The sequence below is a fragment of the Bradyrhizobium sp. ORS 278 genome (assembly GCF_000026145.1).
Taxonomy (GTDB): Bacteria; Pseudomonadota; Alphaproteobacteria; order Rhizobiales; family Xanthobacteraceae; genus Bradyrhizobium.
The window spans coordinates 6759059-6774455 of record NC_009445.1; the positions used below are offsets into that span (position 1 = coordinate 6759059).

At 67.8% G+C, this 15397-nt stretch carries 11 protein-coding genes; 7 read left to right on the plus strand and 4 right to left on the minus strand.

The annotated features are described in order from the left end of the window. The first annotated feature begins 100 nt into the window (after positions 1-100). The 6 genes from BRADO_RS30215 to BRADO_RS30240 all read left to right on the plus strand — a co-directional run bounded on the left by BRADO_RS30215 (position 101) and on the right by BRADO_RS30240 (position 7957). Entirely contained in the window at positions 101-2059 is a 1959-nt protein-coding gene (locus BRADO_RS30215) for a bifunctional diguanylate cyclase/phosphodiesterase (RefSeq protein WP_012030000.1), read from the plus strand. A gap of 674 nt (positions 2060-2733) precedes the next feature. Continuing rightward, positions 2734-3717, plus strand: coding sequence for a phosphotransferase enzyme family protein (locus tag BRADO_RS30220; protein WP_012030001.1), 984 nt, complete (start codon positions 2734-2736; stop codon positions 3715-3717). A gap of 34 nt (positions 3718-3751) precedes the next feature. After that, complete coding sequence (locus tag BRADO_RS30225) at positions 3752-4204, plus strand: hypothetical protein (RefSeq protein ID WP_041757154.1); 453 nt, start codon at positions 3752-3754, stop codon at positions 4202-4204. Positions 4205-4623: 419 nt separating this feature from the next. Next, the gene (locus BRADO_RS30230) at positions 4624-5763 is read left to right on the plus strand and encodes an RNA ligase RtcB family protein (RefSeq protein WP_012030003.1); all 1140 of its coding nucleotides are present in this window, start codon (positions 4624-4626) and stop codon (positions 5761-5763) included. Beyond that, positions 5760-6383 carry a peptide chain release factor H gene (prfH, locus tag BRADO_RS30235; RefSeq protein WP_012030004.1) on the plus strand — a complete coding sequence of 208 codons (624 nt, stop codon included), beginning with the start codon at positions 5760-5762 and terminating at the stop codon, positions 6381-6383. The genes BRADO_RS30230 and prfH overlap by 4 nt, the downstream gene beginning before the upstream one ends. Positions 6384-6697: 314 nt before the next feature. Next, positions 6698-7957 carry an Hsp70 family protein gene (locus BRADO_RS30240; RefSeq protein ID WP_012030005.1) on the plus strand — a complete coding sequence of 420 codons (1260 nt, stop codon included), beginning with the start codon at positions 6698-6700 and terminating at the stop codon, positions 7955-7957. A gap of 9 nt (positions 7958-7966) precedes the next feature. On the opposite strand, the gene BRADO_RS30245 is transcribed toward BRADO_RS30240, so the two are convergent. From BRADO_RS30245 to BRADO_RS30255, 3 genes are all read right to left on the minus strand, one after another. Beyond that, complete coding sequence (locus BRADO_RS30245; protein ID WP_041757155.1) at positions 7967-9538, minus strand: hypothetical protein; 1572 nt, start codon at positions 9536-9538, stop codon at positions 7967-7969. A 488-nt stretch (positions 9539-10026) separates the two neighbouring features. After that, on the minus strand, positions 10027-11622 hold the full coding sequence (locus BRADO_RS30250) for a hypothetical protein (protein ID WP_012030007.1): 1596 nt from the start codon (positions 11620-11622) through the stop codon (positions 10027-10029). Between the two features lie 167 nt (positions 11623-11789). Next, positions 11790-13262, minus strand: a complete 1473-nt coding sequence (locus tag BRADO_RS30255; RefSeq protein WP_244422926.1) for a hypothetical protein — start codon at positions 13260-13262, stop codon at positions 11790-11792. Positions 13263-13624: 362 nt separating this feature from the next. On the opposite strand from BRADO_RS30255, the gene BRADO_RS30260 reads away from it, so the two are divergent. Next, positions 13625-14179, plus strand: a complete 555-nt coding sequence (locus BRADO_RS30260) for a GNAT family N-acetyltransferase (RefSeq protein ID WP_041757157.1) — start codon at positions 13625-13627, stop codon at positions 14177-14179. A 34-nt stretch (positions 14180-14213) separates the two neighbouring features. Here BRADO_RS30260 and BRADO_RS30265 read toward each other — a convergent pair whose 3' ends face one another. After that, positions 14214-15260, minus strand: coding sequence for an alpha/beta fold hydrolase (locus tag BRADO_RS30265; RefSeq protein ID WP_041757158.1), 1047 nt, complete (start codon positions 15258-15260; stop codon positions 14214-14216). Between the last annotated feature and the right edge of the window lie 137 nt (positions 15261-15397).

Genomic DNA, 15397 nt, shown 5'->3' on the forward strand with positions numbered 1-15397 from the left:
CGCCTTTAGGCCGGTGCGCGGCAAGGTTGCTGACCGAGTGACGGGCAGCCGATGACCGGCGCGTTCGATGACCGATCAAGCAGGGCTGTTTCATCCGCGCATGCAGACCGCTCCCACCGACCCCCAGGCGGCGGCGCTCGCCAAAGCCCAGGCGGCGAGCTCGCTGCAGAACATCGCCCTGACCCTGTTCGCGAACGTCGCCATCGCGACCTCGCTGGCGCTGCTCATCTATCTGCGCGAGGGCAGCACGCCGATCCTGTGGTGGCTGGCCGGCGCCGCGAGCTTCGCCACGCTGCGGGCCGCATGGGTCTCGCACCTCAAATCCTCCGGCAAGATCGAGCGGGATCCGCAGCGCGTGCTGCGTGCCCTGACGATCATGGCGCTGGCCAGCGGACTGCTGTGGTCGGTCGTTCCGCTGGGCCTGCCGGTCTTCACGCACGCCCACAACGTCAACGACATCGTCTTCATCATGGCCGGCGCCACCACCGGCGCCATCATCCAGAGCCTCGCTTATTCGCCGATGGCGATCGCCTTCGGCGCGCCGCTGATGGGCGCCACGATCCTGCGGATGCTGCTCTCCGGCGGCGACGTCGGTTGTATCGTTGCCGCCGACATCGCGTTCCTCACCGTGATGCTGTTCCGCGCGGCACGGCTCGGCGAGCGCAACTTCATCGCCGGCCAGAGCACGACCATGGCGGCCACCGAGCTTGCAGACTCCCTGGCCGAAGCCAACCAGACGCTCGAGCGGCTGGTGCGAACGGATTCGCTGACCGGACTCGCCAACCGGAGCCACTTTCGCGCGATTGCCGGCGCAGCCTGCGCCGCCGGACAGGGCGTCGCGTTCCTGCTGTTCGACGTCGATCATTTCAAGACCATCAACGACACCCGCGGCCACGACGCCGGCGACCGCGTGCTGCAGACAGTGGCGGCGCTGCTGCGCGGAGCCTGCGGCGACGACGAGCTTCCGGTCCGGCTCGGCGGCGACGAGTTCATCGTGGTGCTGCAAGGCGCCGACGTCGCCGGCCGCGCTGTTGCGCTGGGCGAGCGGCTGATGAGCGCGCTGCTGCGGCCGGTGCTGATCGCGGGCCAGCCGCTGATCGTCAGCTGTTCGATCGGCGTCGCGGCGCAGCAGGACGGCGCCATCGACCTCGAGGAACTGTCCGCCCGGGCCGATGCCGCACTGTATCGCGCCAAGGACGACGGCCGCGCCTGCCTGCGGGTGTTCGACGCCAGGATGCAGTGCGCGCTCACCCTGCAGCGCCGCCTCGATGCCGAGCTGCCGGCGGCCCTGGCCCGCCGCGAGCTCCACGTCGAGTTTCAGCCGCAGGTCGCGATGGCGACCCAGGACGTCATCGGCTTCGAGGCGCTGCTGCGCTGGAAGCATCCGAGCGCCGGCATGATCCCGCCGCCGGATATCGTCTCCGCCGCGATCCGGCTGCGCCTCGCAGGCCAGCTCACCGAGTTCGTCGGAGAGCGCGCATGCGCCTTCCTGCGCGCGCTCGACCGCAAGAAGGCCAGCGGTGTTCGCGTCTCGATCAACGTCTCGCCGCGCGAATTTCCGATCCACTCGCCGGCGCAGACGCTGAAGCTCGTCACCGAGCGCTACGGCGTCGATCCCAAGCGGATCGAGATCGAGGTCACCGAGGAGGCGATGTTCGATCCCAAGCGGTGTGCCGACGAGCTCAAGCTGATCGACGAGCACGGCTTCGCGCTGGCGATCGACGATTTCGGCGTCGGTCATTCCTCGATCGCCAACCTGATGGCGGTCGAGATCGACACCGTCAAGATCGACCGCTCCTTCATCGACGGCATTGCCGGCAACCGCAGGGATCAACAGCTCGTCGCCGCCATCACCGCCGTGGCGCTGCCGCTCGGCCATCGCATCATCGCAGAGGGCGTCGAGCGCGAGGTCGACGCCGAGTGCCTGCGCATGCTCGGCTGCTCCTACGCCCAGGGCTGGCTGTACGGCAAGCCGATGAAGGAAGACGACGCGATCGCCTGGCTGGTCCAGCATCGCAACGTGACGGCGACCACCACGCCGCTGTCGCTCAGCGCCTAGTCCACGCTTGCTGCACGCGATCCGGTCAGGGCATGCGAAGAGGTCTCGCGACATACTCTGTCCGAGCTGTGCTGACCATGTCCCTCTCGGCATGAGAGGGTGCAGGGAAGACCGCGCCTCGGCCGAGGCCCCGTGGCCCCCGTGCGGAGAAAATGCACGGGGCAGGAACCACAGGTTCAGCCGGAAACGACCCGGCCTTTCCCTGCACGATGGTTGGAACGGCTGCTCCGCGCTCCCCGGGGACCGGCTTGTTTGTCCCCGTCATCTGCGCGACAGGCGCTGTCGCAGCAGACTTGACGCCAGCTTCGGGGCGCCAGGACCACACGGCTTGACCGTCCGCGAGCTGTCGGTCGTCCTGCGCATCGGCGCCTGACAGGTCCGCGGCCACCACTCCCCACCTCCACTTAGCGTGACGACGCGCACGTCCCTCCGCACGAGGCGGGATAGCAGGGGGGGATAAACATTAAGTCCGAACAACCGAAACAGGAATATTCTTGAGCCGGAGACTGAAGACATCAACGCGGATTGCTCGCCGCCCGTCGACCGATTTGCCCGACGGGCAGCAAGATGCAACCTGCATGGGTTAGTACGGCGGAGTGCTCGTGCCCGTCGCGCCTTTCCCTGAGAGCCGCGGCGGCTTAGGATGCTGATCTCCACGATCCGGATCAAGCACCGTGCCAGACTTCGAGCCGATCTACACGACGAACGGCGCCGAGAGCGTCGGCCGCCTGGTGGCAACACACTACGCGCTATCAGAGCCGCTCGCGTGCCGGCTGATGAACCGCGGTTTCAACGACGTCTATCTGATCACCGCGTCGACCGGCGAACGCTACGTCTTCCGACTGTCGCATGATCGCGCCCGCGGCCCGGCCGATGTCCGTACCGAGACCGACTTCCTTGCGCATCTCACGCGCTGCGACGTGCCGGTGGCCGCAGCGGTTGCGACGCGCGACGGCGCGCTGTTCGTGCGCGGCGAGGCGGCGGAAGGGCTGCGCGAGGGCGTGCTGTTTCACGCCGTCGATGGACGGACCCCGGACGTCGCATCGCAAAGCGACGCGCGGGCCAACGGCGTGACGCTCGCCAGACTGCACGATGCAGCAAGCTCCTATCAGCCCGAAGCGCCGCTGTACCAGTTGGATCTCGACCACCTGCTGCACCGGCCGCTGACGCGCGCTCAACAGCTCTGCCGTCTGATCGACGTCGATGATGGCGGCTTTCTGCAGCAGGTCGCGCAGCGAACCGCGGCGCGGATCGCGGCGGTGGACGGCCTGACGTGGACGCATTGTCACGGCGACTGCCACGGCTTTAATGCGCGCATCGGCGCCGACGGGACGGCTGTGTTCTTCGACTTCGACGACGGCGGCCCCGGCTATCTGGCCTACGACCTGTCGGTGTTCCTGTGGACGAAACTGTCGTTCGGCCGGCGCTTCCATGCCGCATGGCACGCCTTCGTCGACGGCTATCGCTCGGTCCGCCCGATCTCGGCCGCAGACTACGAGGCCGCGCATGCCTTCGTGATCGTCAGGCATATCTGGCTGATGGGCGAGCAGGCCAGCCGCGCGCGCGAGTGGGGCAGCGAGAATGTCCGCTGGGTCACGCAGCAGCGGGACTTTCTGGAGGGCTGGGAGGCGGAGCAGCTTGTGGATCGCCTGCTGTGAGCTTGGCGGACGTCGGCATGGGAGATCATGAGCCATGACAGACACGATCGTTCGTTCGCGCCGGCTGGGCGTCATCGGCTGCGTGATCGGGCTGTTTGCCCTGATGGCCGCGGTGCTGCCGCATTGGGTGCTGCCGGCGATCGATCCGCCGCCGCCGATCGACAAGGTCATCGTCGATGTCGGGCACCGCGTGAAGGAGCGGCTGGTGGCGCGGATTAGGGGCGTCGAGTACCAGGCGCCGGTGCGCGAGAGATCGTGGACCGACCGGCTGCATCAGCAATTGCCGATTGCCGCGGTCTCGCTCGGCCTGCTCGCGATCATCCTCGGCGTTGTCGGCCAGTTGCGCCGCGAGGAGCGGCAGGTTGCGGCGATGGCCACGACGCTTGGCGGCTGCGCGATCGCTGTGCAGCTCTCCTTCATGCTCATGGGCGTTCTGATCGTGCTCGCGCTCCTGTATCTGCTCGGCGATTTCCTCGCGCTGTTCTAAGTCCGGGATGCGGTCGCGGGCGGATGCGCCGTTGTCGCCGCGCGGTCTCACCGCGTCATTGCGAGCGCGGCGAAGCAATCCAGGACGGTGGGCGGGACTCTGGCTTGCTTCGCTGCGCTCGCAATGACGGCGAAAAGCGAGCGACCTGGATCAGATGTGGCATCCGTGTCGTGCGCATCACACCGGAAATGCGATCGGGTCCTGCACGTTGCCAAACGGCCAGCGATGTGATTAGTACGCCGCCGGCGTCGAGCATTCCGCTCCGCCGCATGAGGAGAGACACGATGACTGCGATCATCCGTTGCTCCACCAGGAGCCGCCGGGCCTGATCCTCGCGTGAGGCGGGGTGTGGCCGGGCATGCGCGCATCCGCGCGCTGTTAGTCCCTGACATCTCTCCTGATCTCTCCAAGGTACCCACATGGGCAATTCCCATCGCGTGGATGGCCGTGCGCCGGTCCACGGCTTCTACTCGTCCAGCTCCTGGATCGAGGGCGCCGCCGTGCGGCAGCTCGAAACGGTGGCGGACATCGACGGCGTACGCGCGGTCGCCGGGCTGCCGGATCTGCATCCCGGCAAGTTCGGACCTGTCGGCTGCGCCATCCTCGCCGATCACATCCACCCGGCCTTTGTCGGCGCCGACGCCGGCTGCGGCATGGCGCTGTATCAGCTCGATCTCGCCGCGCGGCGCATCCGCGTCGACAAGGCGGCCGACCGGCTGCGCGACATCGCCAAGCCCTATGACGGCGATATCGCAAGCGAGCTTGCCGCGCATGAGTTGGCGTCGTCCGACTTCGATGCCTCGCTCGGCACGATCGGCGGCGGCAATCATTTCTGCGAGCTGCAGGCCGTGGAGGAGGTGTTCGATGCGACCTGCGGCATCGATCGCGATCGCGCTCATCTGCTGGTGCATTCGGGCTCGCGCGGCCTCGGCCACGCGCTGCTCGAACGGCATGTCGCGGATGGATTGAAGCCGCTCGCACCTGACAGCGCTGACGGCCAGGCCTATCTCGCAGCGCATGACCATGCGCTGCGCTGGGCACGGCTGAATCGCGACGTGATCGCGCGGCAGGCCGCAGCAGCGTTGCGCTGCGAGGCCGATCCCGTGTGCGAATGCTCGCATAATTGCGTGGTCCATCGCGGCGAGGGCGTGCTGCACCGGAAGGGCGCGGCGCCGTCCGACCAGGGCCTCGTCGTCGTGCCGGGCTCGCGCGGCGCGCTGTCCTATCTGGTCGCGCCGCTCGCCACGGCGCCGAAGGAGGCGCTGTGGTCGATTGCGCATGGCGCGGGCCGCAAGTTCGACCGGTCGTCGATGATCGGCCGGGTCGGCGCCACCAAATCGGATCGCGAGCGGCTGTCGCGCAATCCGTTCGGCGGCCGCGTGATCTGCGAGGACCGCGCGCTGCTCGCCGAGGAGGCGCCAGAGGCCTACAAGCCGATCTCGGGCGTGATCGCCGATCTTGAGGCGTTCGGGCTCGCGCGCGTCGTCGCCAGCTTCCGGCCGCTGGTGACGGTGAAGAAGATCGCCACCGAGCGGCGGCCGAAGGAGGAGCGCCGATGAGACGGCTGCTCCTCACCTCGGGACGCGGTCCGGCGGAATGCCGGATCGCGGTCGCACATGCGCTCGCGCGTCTCGCGGACGAAGCCGCGGCGGCGGACTGCGACTGCGCGATCGCGCCAAGCGACGCCGACCGCCACGGACCGGCCAGCGCGATCGCCGTGCTGGACGGAACGGGCGCCGACGCGATCGCGCAACGCTGGACCCGGGGCTCGCTGCTCTGGGTGTGCCGCAGTCCGTTGCGGCCACATCACGGCCGCAAGAACTGGTTCGTCGGGATCGTCGATCTGCCGCTGCCCGCGCAGCTGCCGATGCTGTCGACCAGTGATGTCCGCTTCGAGAGCTTCCGCGCCGGCGGCCCCGGCGGCCAGCACCAGAACAAGACCGAGAGCGCGGTGCGCGCCGTCCACCTGCCGAGCGGCCTCACCGCGATCGCCCGCGACGGCCGCTCGCAGCATGGCAACAAGGCTCTGGCGATCGCCCGCCTCGCCGCCCTGCTCGATGGCCGTGCGCGCGTCGCCGAAGCCGGCGAGGTCCGGCTGGTGCAGGCCGCGCATGGCCGCGTCGAACGCGGCGCCGCCGGCCTGCGCTTCAAGGGACTGACGTTCAGGCCGGCGGGGTGATCAACGAGAGGCTGGGGAGTGAATCTCCCTGGCCGCCACATCGACGATCGGACTTTGCGTCCGCCTCTCTCCACGCCGTCATGGCCCGGCTTGTCCCGGCATGACGGAGTAACTAACTGACAGGACCGTTTGTCGCGACAGGTCCCCATTGTCTTGCAACGTTGCCTTTTGATTGCGCATTCGAGTTCAGCTGCGCGACCGAGCAGCCATGCGCCATGTGCGACATCCTCATACCCATCATGCCTCACATTCGCACATGACATTGCACTGCGAAACGGCTAAGCGGACCGCCCCCGGACGGAAACGAGACGAGCATGGCGGCAGCGGCCTATTGCGGCATCGACTTCGGCACTTCGAATACCACCGTTGGCCTCAGCGATCCCGCCTCTGCGCAGCTCATCCCGCTGGAGGGCGAGCAGCGGACGTTGCCGAGCGCAATGTTCTTCGATTTCGAGCATCACGGCGTGCAGTTCGGGCGCGCGGCGATCGAGCGCTATCTGACTGGGCATGACGGCCGCTTCATGCGCGCGCTGAAGAGCATTCTCGGCACCGCGCTGATCCACGAGAAGACCTATATCCGGCAGAAGGCCGTTCCCTTCTCGGGCATTCTCGGCTTCTTCTTCGCGCATCTGAAGTCGCAGATCGAGGCGCGCCTCGGCGACGACGTCGACCAGGTCGTGCTGGGCCGTCCCGTGCGCTTCGTCGACAAGGACGATGCCGCCGACGCCGAGGCGCAGAGCGCGCTCGAAGGCATCGCGCGCGAGCAGGGCTTCAAGCACATCGCATTCCAATACGAGCCGATCGCCGCCGCCCTCGACTACGAGCAGCAGGTGAACAGCGAGGAGCTCGTGCTGATCGTCGACATCGGCGGCGGCACCTCCGACTTCTCGATCGTCCGCGTCTCGCCGGAGCGGCGCGGCAAGGCCGATCGCGAAGGCGACATCCTGGCCAATGGCGGCATCCACATCGGCGGCACCGATTTCGACCGGCTGCTGAGCCTGAAGAGCGTCATGCCGCATCTCGGCTATGGCAGCCTGACCGCCGACGGCAAGCGCGAGCTGCCGACGGCCTATTATCACGAGCTCGCCACCTGGCATCGCATCAACCAGCTCTACAAGAAGGGCGTCGTTCACGAGCTGCGCCAGATCCGCTACGAGGCCGAGCGGCGCGACCTCGTCGACCGCTTCATCAAGGTGGTGGAGGAGCATCGCGGCCATACGCTGGCGATCGGCGTCGAGCAGGCGAAGATCGCGCTGACATCGGCGAAGTCGCTGACCTCGGTGCTGTCGGAAAAGGACGACTGGGCGCGCATCAAGTTCACGCGCAAGGATTTCGATCGCGCCATCGCCGATTCCGTCGAGCGCGTCGTGCGCACCGTCACGACCTTGCTCGGCGATGCCAAGGTCGAGGCCGCCGCGATCAACACGATCTTCCTCACCGGCGGCTCGAGCATGGTGCCGGCACTGCGCCAGGCGGTGCTCGCGCTGTTTCCGGACGCGCGCATCGCCGAGACCGACCTGCTCGGCAGCGTCGGCCTCGGGCTCGCGCTCGACGCGCGGCGCAAGTTCGGCTGATCCGCCGGCTCATCGCTCCGCCGCGGGTGCCGCCGCGGCTTCCTGCGCGCGCAGCCCCTCTCGCCGCGGCGCTTGCGACGATGACGAAACACCCGGCGGGCGCGCGGCTGCGCGCCGGGTCGACACGGTCGGGACGCTCGCGGATGTATTCACTCCGACGGTGCCGGCCCCAGCCGGCGCCGGACGCTGGACGGCACGCGTAGTCCGCTGCGGCGGCGCGGGCTCGACAGGGGAGGTCGGCGGCGCGGCGGCTGTGGACGCGGCAGCACGCCGGCGCGGCTTGGCCGGTTGCGCGGCGCTGCGCGCCGGCTGCACCATCGGAGGCGCAATGTCGGGCTTCGGCGTGGCACTCGCCGGGGCGCGGTCGCTTGGAACGCTTGCAGCCACCGATGCGGGAGGATTGGGGGCGGGCTCGGGCGCAGGCACGTCGGACGGAGTTGCGAGCGGCAGCGGAGAGTCCTGCTGCGCGATGGAGCCTGTCGGCGCGAGATCGATCTCCTCCCGGAACAGTTCGGTCGGCAACAGCAGCGCGGCAATGGCAGCCACAAGGGTCAGGCTTCTGAGCACGAGCGTCGCGGCCCCATGCCGGCTCGGGCTGAGACCGAGGGCTGCGCGGCTCAGCAGGTCAAGCACGGCCACGGTGACGAAGGCCGCAAAGCCCAGGCTGCCGCCAACCAGCGGCAGCACCGTCGCGGCCTGAACCAGCAGGACCGTCAGCGTCGCCGCGGCGACGACCGGTGCGAACCGGCCGGAGAGCCGCTGCGGCGAGGACATGCCGAGAAAACATCCGGCGTAATAGGCGTCGATGAGGCAGCGCTCGTCAGGCAGAAGCGCCTGCAGGACCGCCATGCCCGTGAAAGCGATCACCGCCGAAACGAATGTACGCCCGGCCCGGCCGGCCCCGGCAACGGTCGGCAGCCGCAGCATCACCAGGGTCAGCGCCGTGCCGGCCAGGCACGTTGCGAAGATCGCGAGCGAGGCCTCCAGACCCTTGTCGAAATGATCCAGATGCGCCAGCCGCAGCATGTCGCTGCCATTACCGAGCAACGGCATCAGACACAGGAACAGCAGCGATGCGATCGCCGCGAGCACACCGAGGCGCCCGCCATAGCCTTGCAGCAGCACCACGCGCAGCCGGACTTCAGTCAAAGTCAGGATGGCGAACAACAGTCCGCAAAAGGCCGACAGCAGGAAGAATGACGCCTCGTCCGGCAGACCGGCCTGGGCCACGCTCGCGACGACGATCCCGACCGGCGTCATTCCGCTGAAGCTGCCGCCATAGACCGAGGAGGAGAACGTCGTCGCTTCCAGGTTTCTGGTCGGCGCGATGATCAGGCCGGCACACAGCAGCAGCGTCACCGCGGCCGAGGCGAGCGGCGACGGCAGACCGTAGGTCGTCAGTTGCAGCGTCGCCATGCAGCCGAGAAATGCGCCGGCAAACGAGGCCACAGGGACGATAGAGAGTCCGAAGCGCGGCCAGGCGTGAGGACCCGGCTCGGACAACGGCGGCAGACCTTCGCGCCACACCAGCGGATCGAAAGCCGCGGGGTTCTGCGCATCACCCGCACGCGAATCAGCCATTTGCTCTTCACCCCTTGCGGCCACTCGCGGCAGGCTGGAGGCGGTGAACACCTCGCTGCATGCCCGGGGCGATCTCGTTGTCAGCAGCAGTCAGGCGCGAGCACACACTCAGCTCCGACCTGCCGGGCGCGGCCTCCATGCCGCAAACCCGCCGCGACGATGCCCGCAAATTTCTGCAGGCCGGAAGTAGCCGGCTGCTGTACGCACTAAAAGGTGCAGATCCCTCGCCTACAACAGAATCGCGAAAAGCAGTGCGGAATCAACGAAAGGGCACGATCGTTCGTCTAACGCCCCGGTCCGTTCGCGGTTATGGACCTGCCGATGCCTACGGTTCGGACCGCCACACCGGTGCGGGCAGCACCTCCTGCGCGCCACAATCCAGGGCCGCGCCATGGGCTGCGGCACGACATGGGTTTGCACGAGGGGAGCGCTGGCCAGCGGCCGTTGCGAATGACTAGCGATTCAATCTCGGCCGAGCCGTCAGGGGCTTACTCGCTGGCGGCTGCGGCGGAAGGCCGCGCCGGCCTCTTGGCCGAACTCTGAGCCTGCGGTCGCGCGGCTGGAGCTGCCGCAGCCGGGGCCCCCTCGACGCCACGAACCGGGCTGGGCTTGGCACGCGCAGGTCGCGCAGCCGCCGCTACCGTCCGCGCCGGGTCCGCGGAGCGGATGATGCCCCAGGGTCCCAGACCGGCGGGACCAGACGGCGATCGCGAGCCCGTCCGGCTCGTGCGCTGCTGCGTCCGCGGCAGTTCGGCGCGGGGCGCTGAAGCCGGCGCTTGGGCCTCGGAAGGCGCCTCCACACGGACGGAGACGTCCGGCACGGCGGGCCAAGCCGTCGTACCCGTGGCGAGCCCGGCAACGGATTCATCGACAGGAGCAACGGGCACGAGCGATGCGGCCTCCCGCGGAGCTGCCTCTGGCGGAGCCACGTCGGGCGGGGCTGCTTCCACCACCGGTTCTTCAGGCAACGCTGCAAGGACGGGAGCCACAACCGGAGCAGCTTCGCGCAGGACGCCGGTCGTATCGTCGGCCATCTTGTGAAAGACATGGCCCGGCATCAGACAACCTGCCACCGTCAGGGCGACGGCAAATCCACGGCCGAGGCCGAGCTTCATGGATTCGGCCGAGACCGGCAGCGCGCAAGCCGCTCGCCAGGCGATGTCGACACCGGCCGCGGCAATGAAAGCAGCGAGGCCGAGGCTGCCGCCGACCATCGGCAGAACCGTCGATGCCTGGACCAGAACCACCGTGAGCGTCAGCGCGGCCACGATCGGCTGCAGCGGCCCGGACAGCCGTTGCGGCGAGGACATGCCGAGAAAACATCCCGCATAATAGGCGTCGACGAAACAGCGCTGATCGGGCCACAGCACCTGCATGATCGCCATGCCGGCGAAGGCCAGGGTCGCCGAGGCGAAGGTGCGGGAGGCCCGCCCTGCGGCTGCAACGCGTGGAAGCCGTTGGATGAAGATCGTCAGGAACGTCCCGGCGAGACACGCCGCGAGGATCGCGAGCGAGTCGTCGAGTTCCCGGTCGAACTGATTCAGATGCGCCAGATGCAGCGCTTCGCCTTGTCCGGCGACCCACGGCCCGAGCGTGACGAACAGCAGCGATCCGATGGTGGCCAGCACGCCCAGCCGACCACCATAGCCCTGCAAAAGCACGACGCGCCGCTGGATCTCGACCGCCGTGAGCATGCAGAACAGCAGGCCACAGAAGATCGACAGCAGATAAGGTGACGCCTCCGGGGGCAGTCCCGTGCGAACGACGCTCTCGCTGATCTGTGCCATCGGCGTCATGCCGCTGAAGCTGCCGCCGTAGACCGATGACGCGAAAGTGGTCGCGGCCAGATTGTCGGGAGACGCAATCATCAGACCTGCGCACAGCACCACCGTCACCGCCGCCGAGGCGAGCGTGGGCGGCAGGCCCAGCGCGCTCAGATGCAGGGTCGCGAGACAGCCGAGAAACGCGCCGGCGAAGGACACGAGGAGCGCGACGGATAAATCGAAACGCCGCCGCTGAGGACGCGGCTCGTAAAGCACCGGCAGGCCCGTTCGCCATACCGCGCCATCAGTGGCCTGCTGCATCGACGAACCACCCCCATGTGGATCGTACGGGCACCTCGTCCGCCCCCCAATGCCGGACGAGACCCGCTACGCACCGCGTAATGCATGTTGACGCGGAAACATGGCGAAACACGTGCGAACCTGTGGCGGCACCGGGTTATCGCCGCAGAAAGGCTTACAGTCCGCCGTCACGGCCCCGCCGATGTGGACGAAAGGGGCCTCCACTCCGGCGCAGACTGGACATCCTGCCGTGCCACGAATTTCGGCCGTGCCGCCGGACGCGGCACCACATGGTTCTGGTTGCGCCTGGCCGGCATAGCCGGCGCGGTCGCAGCCTGGCCGTAGCGCACGACGCGGCGGGTCGGCTCTGCCACAGGCGATGGCGCGCGCGGGACGATCTCGCCGGACCGAGGGGCGGCAAAGAGCGCGCCGTCGGGACGCAGGATCTGGATCGGCAGATCGGGCACCGCAGCGGCTGATGTCGGCGGCTCGCCGGCGACCGACAGAGCCGCATCGCGCGTCGCCTCCGCGATCGGTGGAGGCGGCCGCACGGCAGGCGCAGGCGGCGTCTGCGTCTTGGCGATCGAGCCGGTTGGCTGGATCTGCGGGGGAGCGAACCACAGCTCACTGAAGAGCAGCGCGACGAGAACGGCGATCGCGGCGGCGAGCCCCCGTCCCCACGCGATCATGGACTGGCGCGGCGATTCGCCGGCCTCGATGAACAGCCGGACCGCGGCGTCGACGAAGATCACCGACACGAAGGCGACATAGCCGAGGCTGCCGCCGACAGCAGGAAGCATCGGACAGGTCATCATCAACAGCGCGGTCAGCAGCACCGCGGCAGACAATGCCTGCAGCAGGCTGCGCAGCCGACGCTGCGACGACATGCCGAGGAAGCAGCCGGCGTAATAGGCATCGAGCTCGGCGGCGTTGGCGGGAACGAATTGCAGCAGCAGGACGAGGCCGGCGAACGCCACGGTGGCGGCCACGAAGATGCGGACCGCGCGTCGCGATCCCGCAACTGGAGCCCAGCGCAGCGCCGCCATCGTTGCCAGCATGCCCGCCGTGCACAGCAGGAAGGTGGTCGCGGCTGCCACGAGCCCCAATTCCGGCATGGGGCGGCGTGCGATCGGAAACAACTCGCCCTCCGCGCCCAGCATCGGCGCCAGCCCGACGAACAGGAAGGAGGCAACGGCGGCAAGCGCCCCGAGCCGTCCGCCATAGCCGCGGGCAAGCCCGCCGCGCAGCCACATGTCGAGCGCGCAGCCGAGGCAGAACATCAGTCCCGTGAACAGCGACAGCAGAGTGAAGGCTGCATCGAGCGGCAGGCCGGCGCGGATGACGCTCGCGTTCAACAGCACGACCGGGGTCATGCCGACGAAGCTGCCACCATAGGCCGAGGAGAAGAACGTGCTCGGCACGAGGTCGACCGTCCGCGTCAGGATCAGCGACGCACACAACAGCATCGCAGCCATTGCCGACGCGACCGGCGGCGACAAGCCCGATGCGCTCAGATGCAAGGTCATCAGGCATCCGAGGAAGGCGGCGATGAAGGAGGCGAGCGGCGGACAGCCGAGTTGAAACAGCTCTGAGCCGTAGAAGGGCGTGGCCCGCGTGAGCTGCCGTTCGCGCCAGGTGCGCGGATCGAAGGTTTGATCCACGTGCCGTCGACGCAACTGGAGATCGGTCGTTCCGCGCTTCATGTCCACGACACCTCGACTCGAGTTCACCCGAATTCGTTTGTTATTGCGGCAGGGCCGGCGGACGTTTCGGGCGCAACCTTGAGCCCGACCCGTCGCAGTGACCTGCGGCGGTTGTATGCACGCTGCACCATTGCATTCGCGTGTGTTCGATCAATGCACCAGAATTGTGCGGCGCGGGAGTATCCGGTTCCGACGCGGGAACGAAACTCCTCGGCAACCTTAATGAGAACGTGGGGTCTGGAAAATCAACGACATAGAGCTCGGGGGCGCAGCTTGCCCCGACGCTTGACCCGGGACTCGGTTAACACCACGATGACCGAATGTTCGCTCCGACGTTGCATACCGCGCGGCTGATATTGCGACCGCTGGCGCTATCCGACGCGCCCGCGATCCAGCGTCACTTCGACAATTGGAACATCATCCGCCACCTCGCAACCACCGTGCCGTGGCCCTACCCGGCCGACGGGGCCGAGACCTTCGTGCGGCTGCAGCTTGATCGGATCGCGGCCGGCGAGGAGATCTATCAATGGGTCCTGGTGCTGCGCGACGGCGACGGCGAGGCGATCGGCAACATTCACTTCAGGCCACGCCTGGAGTCGGTGAAGGGCCATCGCGGCTTCTGGCTCGCCGAGCCCTATTGGAATGGTGGATTGATGAGCGAGGCGATCGCCGCCGTGAACGACTTCGCCTTCGACATGCTCGGTCTCGATCAGTTCATCGTTTGCAACGTCGCGACCAACGCCGCCTCGCGCCGGGTCAAGCAGAAGACCGGCGCGGAGTTCATCGGCCTGATCGATCTCGCGCACAACAATGGCGAGGCGCGCTCCGAGCAGTGGGTGGTGCGGCGGGAGACGTGGCTGCAGCGCAGGCGGTGATGATCCCGCCTGCGGCCGATCCATGGCGCGCGTGTCAGGCGCCCGCCATGACGTCGATCACGGCCTGTGTGAATGCCTGCGGCGCCTCCTGCGGCAGATTGTGACCGATGCCGCCCGTGATCAGGCGATGCTCGTAGCGGCCGGTGAACTTCTTCGCGTAGGCCGCCGGCGGCGGATGCGGCGCGCCGTTGGCGTCTCCCTCCATCGTGATGGTCGGCACGGTGATGTTCGGGAAGGTCGCGAGCTTCGCCTCGAGCTCGTCATATCTGGCCTCGCCCTGCACGAGGCCGAGCCGCCAGCGATAATTATGCACGACGACATCGACGTGATCGGGGTTGTCGAAGGCGGCCGCGCTGCGCCCGAAGGTCGCATCGTCGAACGCCCATTTCGGCGAGGCCGTCTGCCAGATCAATCGCGCGAAATCCTTCCGGTTCGTGTCGTAGCCCTCTCGCCCACGCTCGGTGGCGAAGTAAAATTGATACCACCATTGCAGCTCGGCGGCCGGTGGCAGCGGCTTGAGCCCGGCCTGCTGGCTGCCGATCAGATAGCCGCTGACCGAGACCATCGCCTTGCAGCGCTCGGGCCACAGCGCGGCGATGATGTTGGCGGTGCGCGCGCCCCAATCATAGCCGGCGAGCGTGGCGGACCCGATGCCGAGCGCATCCATCAAAGCGACGATATCGGCGGCGACCGCGACCCGCTGGCCGCTGCGCAGCGCGGTGGGTGAGAGCAGCCGCGTCGTGCCATAGCCGCGCAGATGGGGAATGATCACGCGATGACCCGACGCGGCCAGCGCCGGCGCGACATCGGCGAAGCTGTGGATGTCGTAGGGCCAGCCGTGCAGCAGGATGACGACCGGACCATCGGCGGGGCCTGCTTCGGCGTAGCCGATGCTGATCTCGCCGGCGGTGACCTGCTTCAGCGGGCCCAGTGTCGTCGCCGTGCCCCGCGTGATCACCGGCAACTTTGCTGACGCATTGAAACCCTGCGCTCGGGAACGGGAACCGAGCTGGAACGCCCCGACTGCGGTTCCAGCCATCGCGAGAAAGTTGCGGCGGCTCTGATGAAACATTTTCGTCATATCGGGTCTCCATGGGACTGATGGGCCCTTGTGCGCGATGCCGGCGCGACGCGCTTGGAGGCGAGCTTGATTTTTGCTTGAGGCGAGCTTGATTTTGCATCGGAGCTGACGCGAAGGTGAGATTGGTCGTGCGGCAG

What these genes read in the sequence shown, in the direction of transcription:
- BRADO_RS30215 (WP_012030000.1), top strand. Translation starts at nt 101, where the DNA reads ATGCAGACCGCTCCCACCGACCCCCAGGCGGCGGCGCTCGCCAAAGCC.
- BRADO_RS30225 (WP_041757154.1), top strand. Translation starts at nt 3,752, where the DNA reads ATGACAGACACGATCGTTCGTTCGCGCCGGCTGGGCGTCATCGGCTGC.
- BRADO_RS30230 (WP_012030003.1), top strand. Translation starts at nt 4,624, where the DNA reads ATGGGCAATTCCCATCGCGTGGATGGCCGTGCGCCGGTCCACGGCTTC.
- prfH (WP_012030004.1), top strand. Translation starts at nt 5,760, where the DNA reads ATGAGACGGCTGCTCCTCACCTCGGGACGCGGTCCGGCGGAATGCCGG.
- BRADO_RS30240 (WP_012030005.1), top strand. Translation starts at nt 6,698, where the DNA reads ATGGCGGCAGCGGCCTATTGCGGCATCGACTTCGGCACTTCGAATACC.
- BRADO_RS30245 (WP_041757155.1), bottom strand. Translation starts at nt 9,538, where the DNA reads ATGGCTGATTCGCGTGCGGGTGATGCGCAGAACCCCGCGGCTTTCGAT.
- BRADO_RS30250 (WP_012030007.1), bottom strand. Translation starts at nt 11,622, where the DNA reads ATGCAGCAGGCCACTGATGGCGCGGTATGGCGAACGGGCCTGCCGGTG.
- BRADO_RS30260 (WP_041757157.1), top strand. Translation starts at nt 13,625, where the DNA reads ATGTTCGCTCCGACGTTGCATACCGCGCGGCTGATATTGCGACCGCTG.
- BRADO_RS30265 (WP_041757158.1), bottom strand. Translation starts at nt 15,260, where the DNA reads ATGACGAAAATGTTTCATCAGAGCCGCCGCAACTTTCTCGCGATGGCT.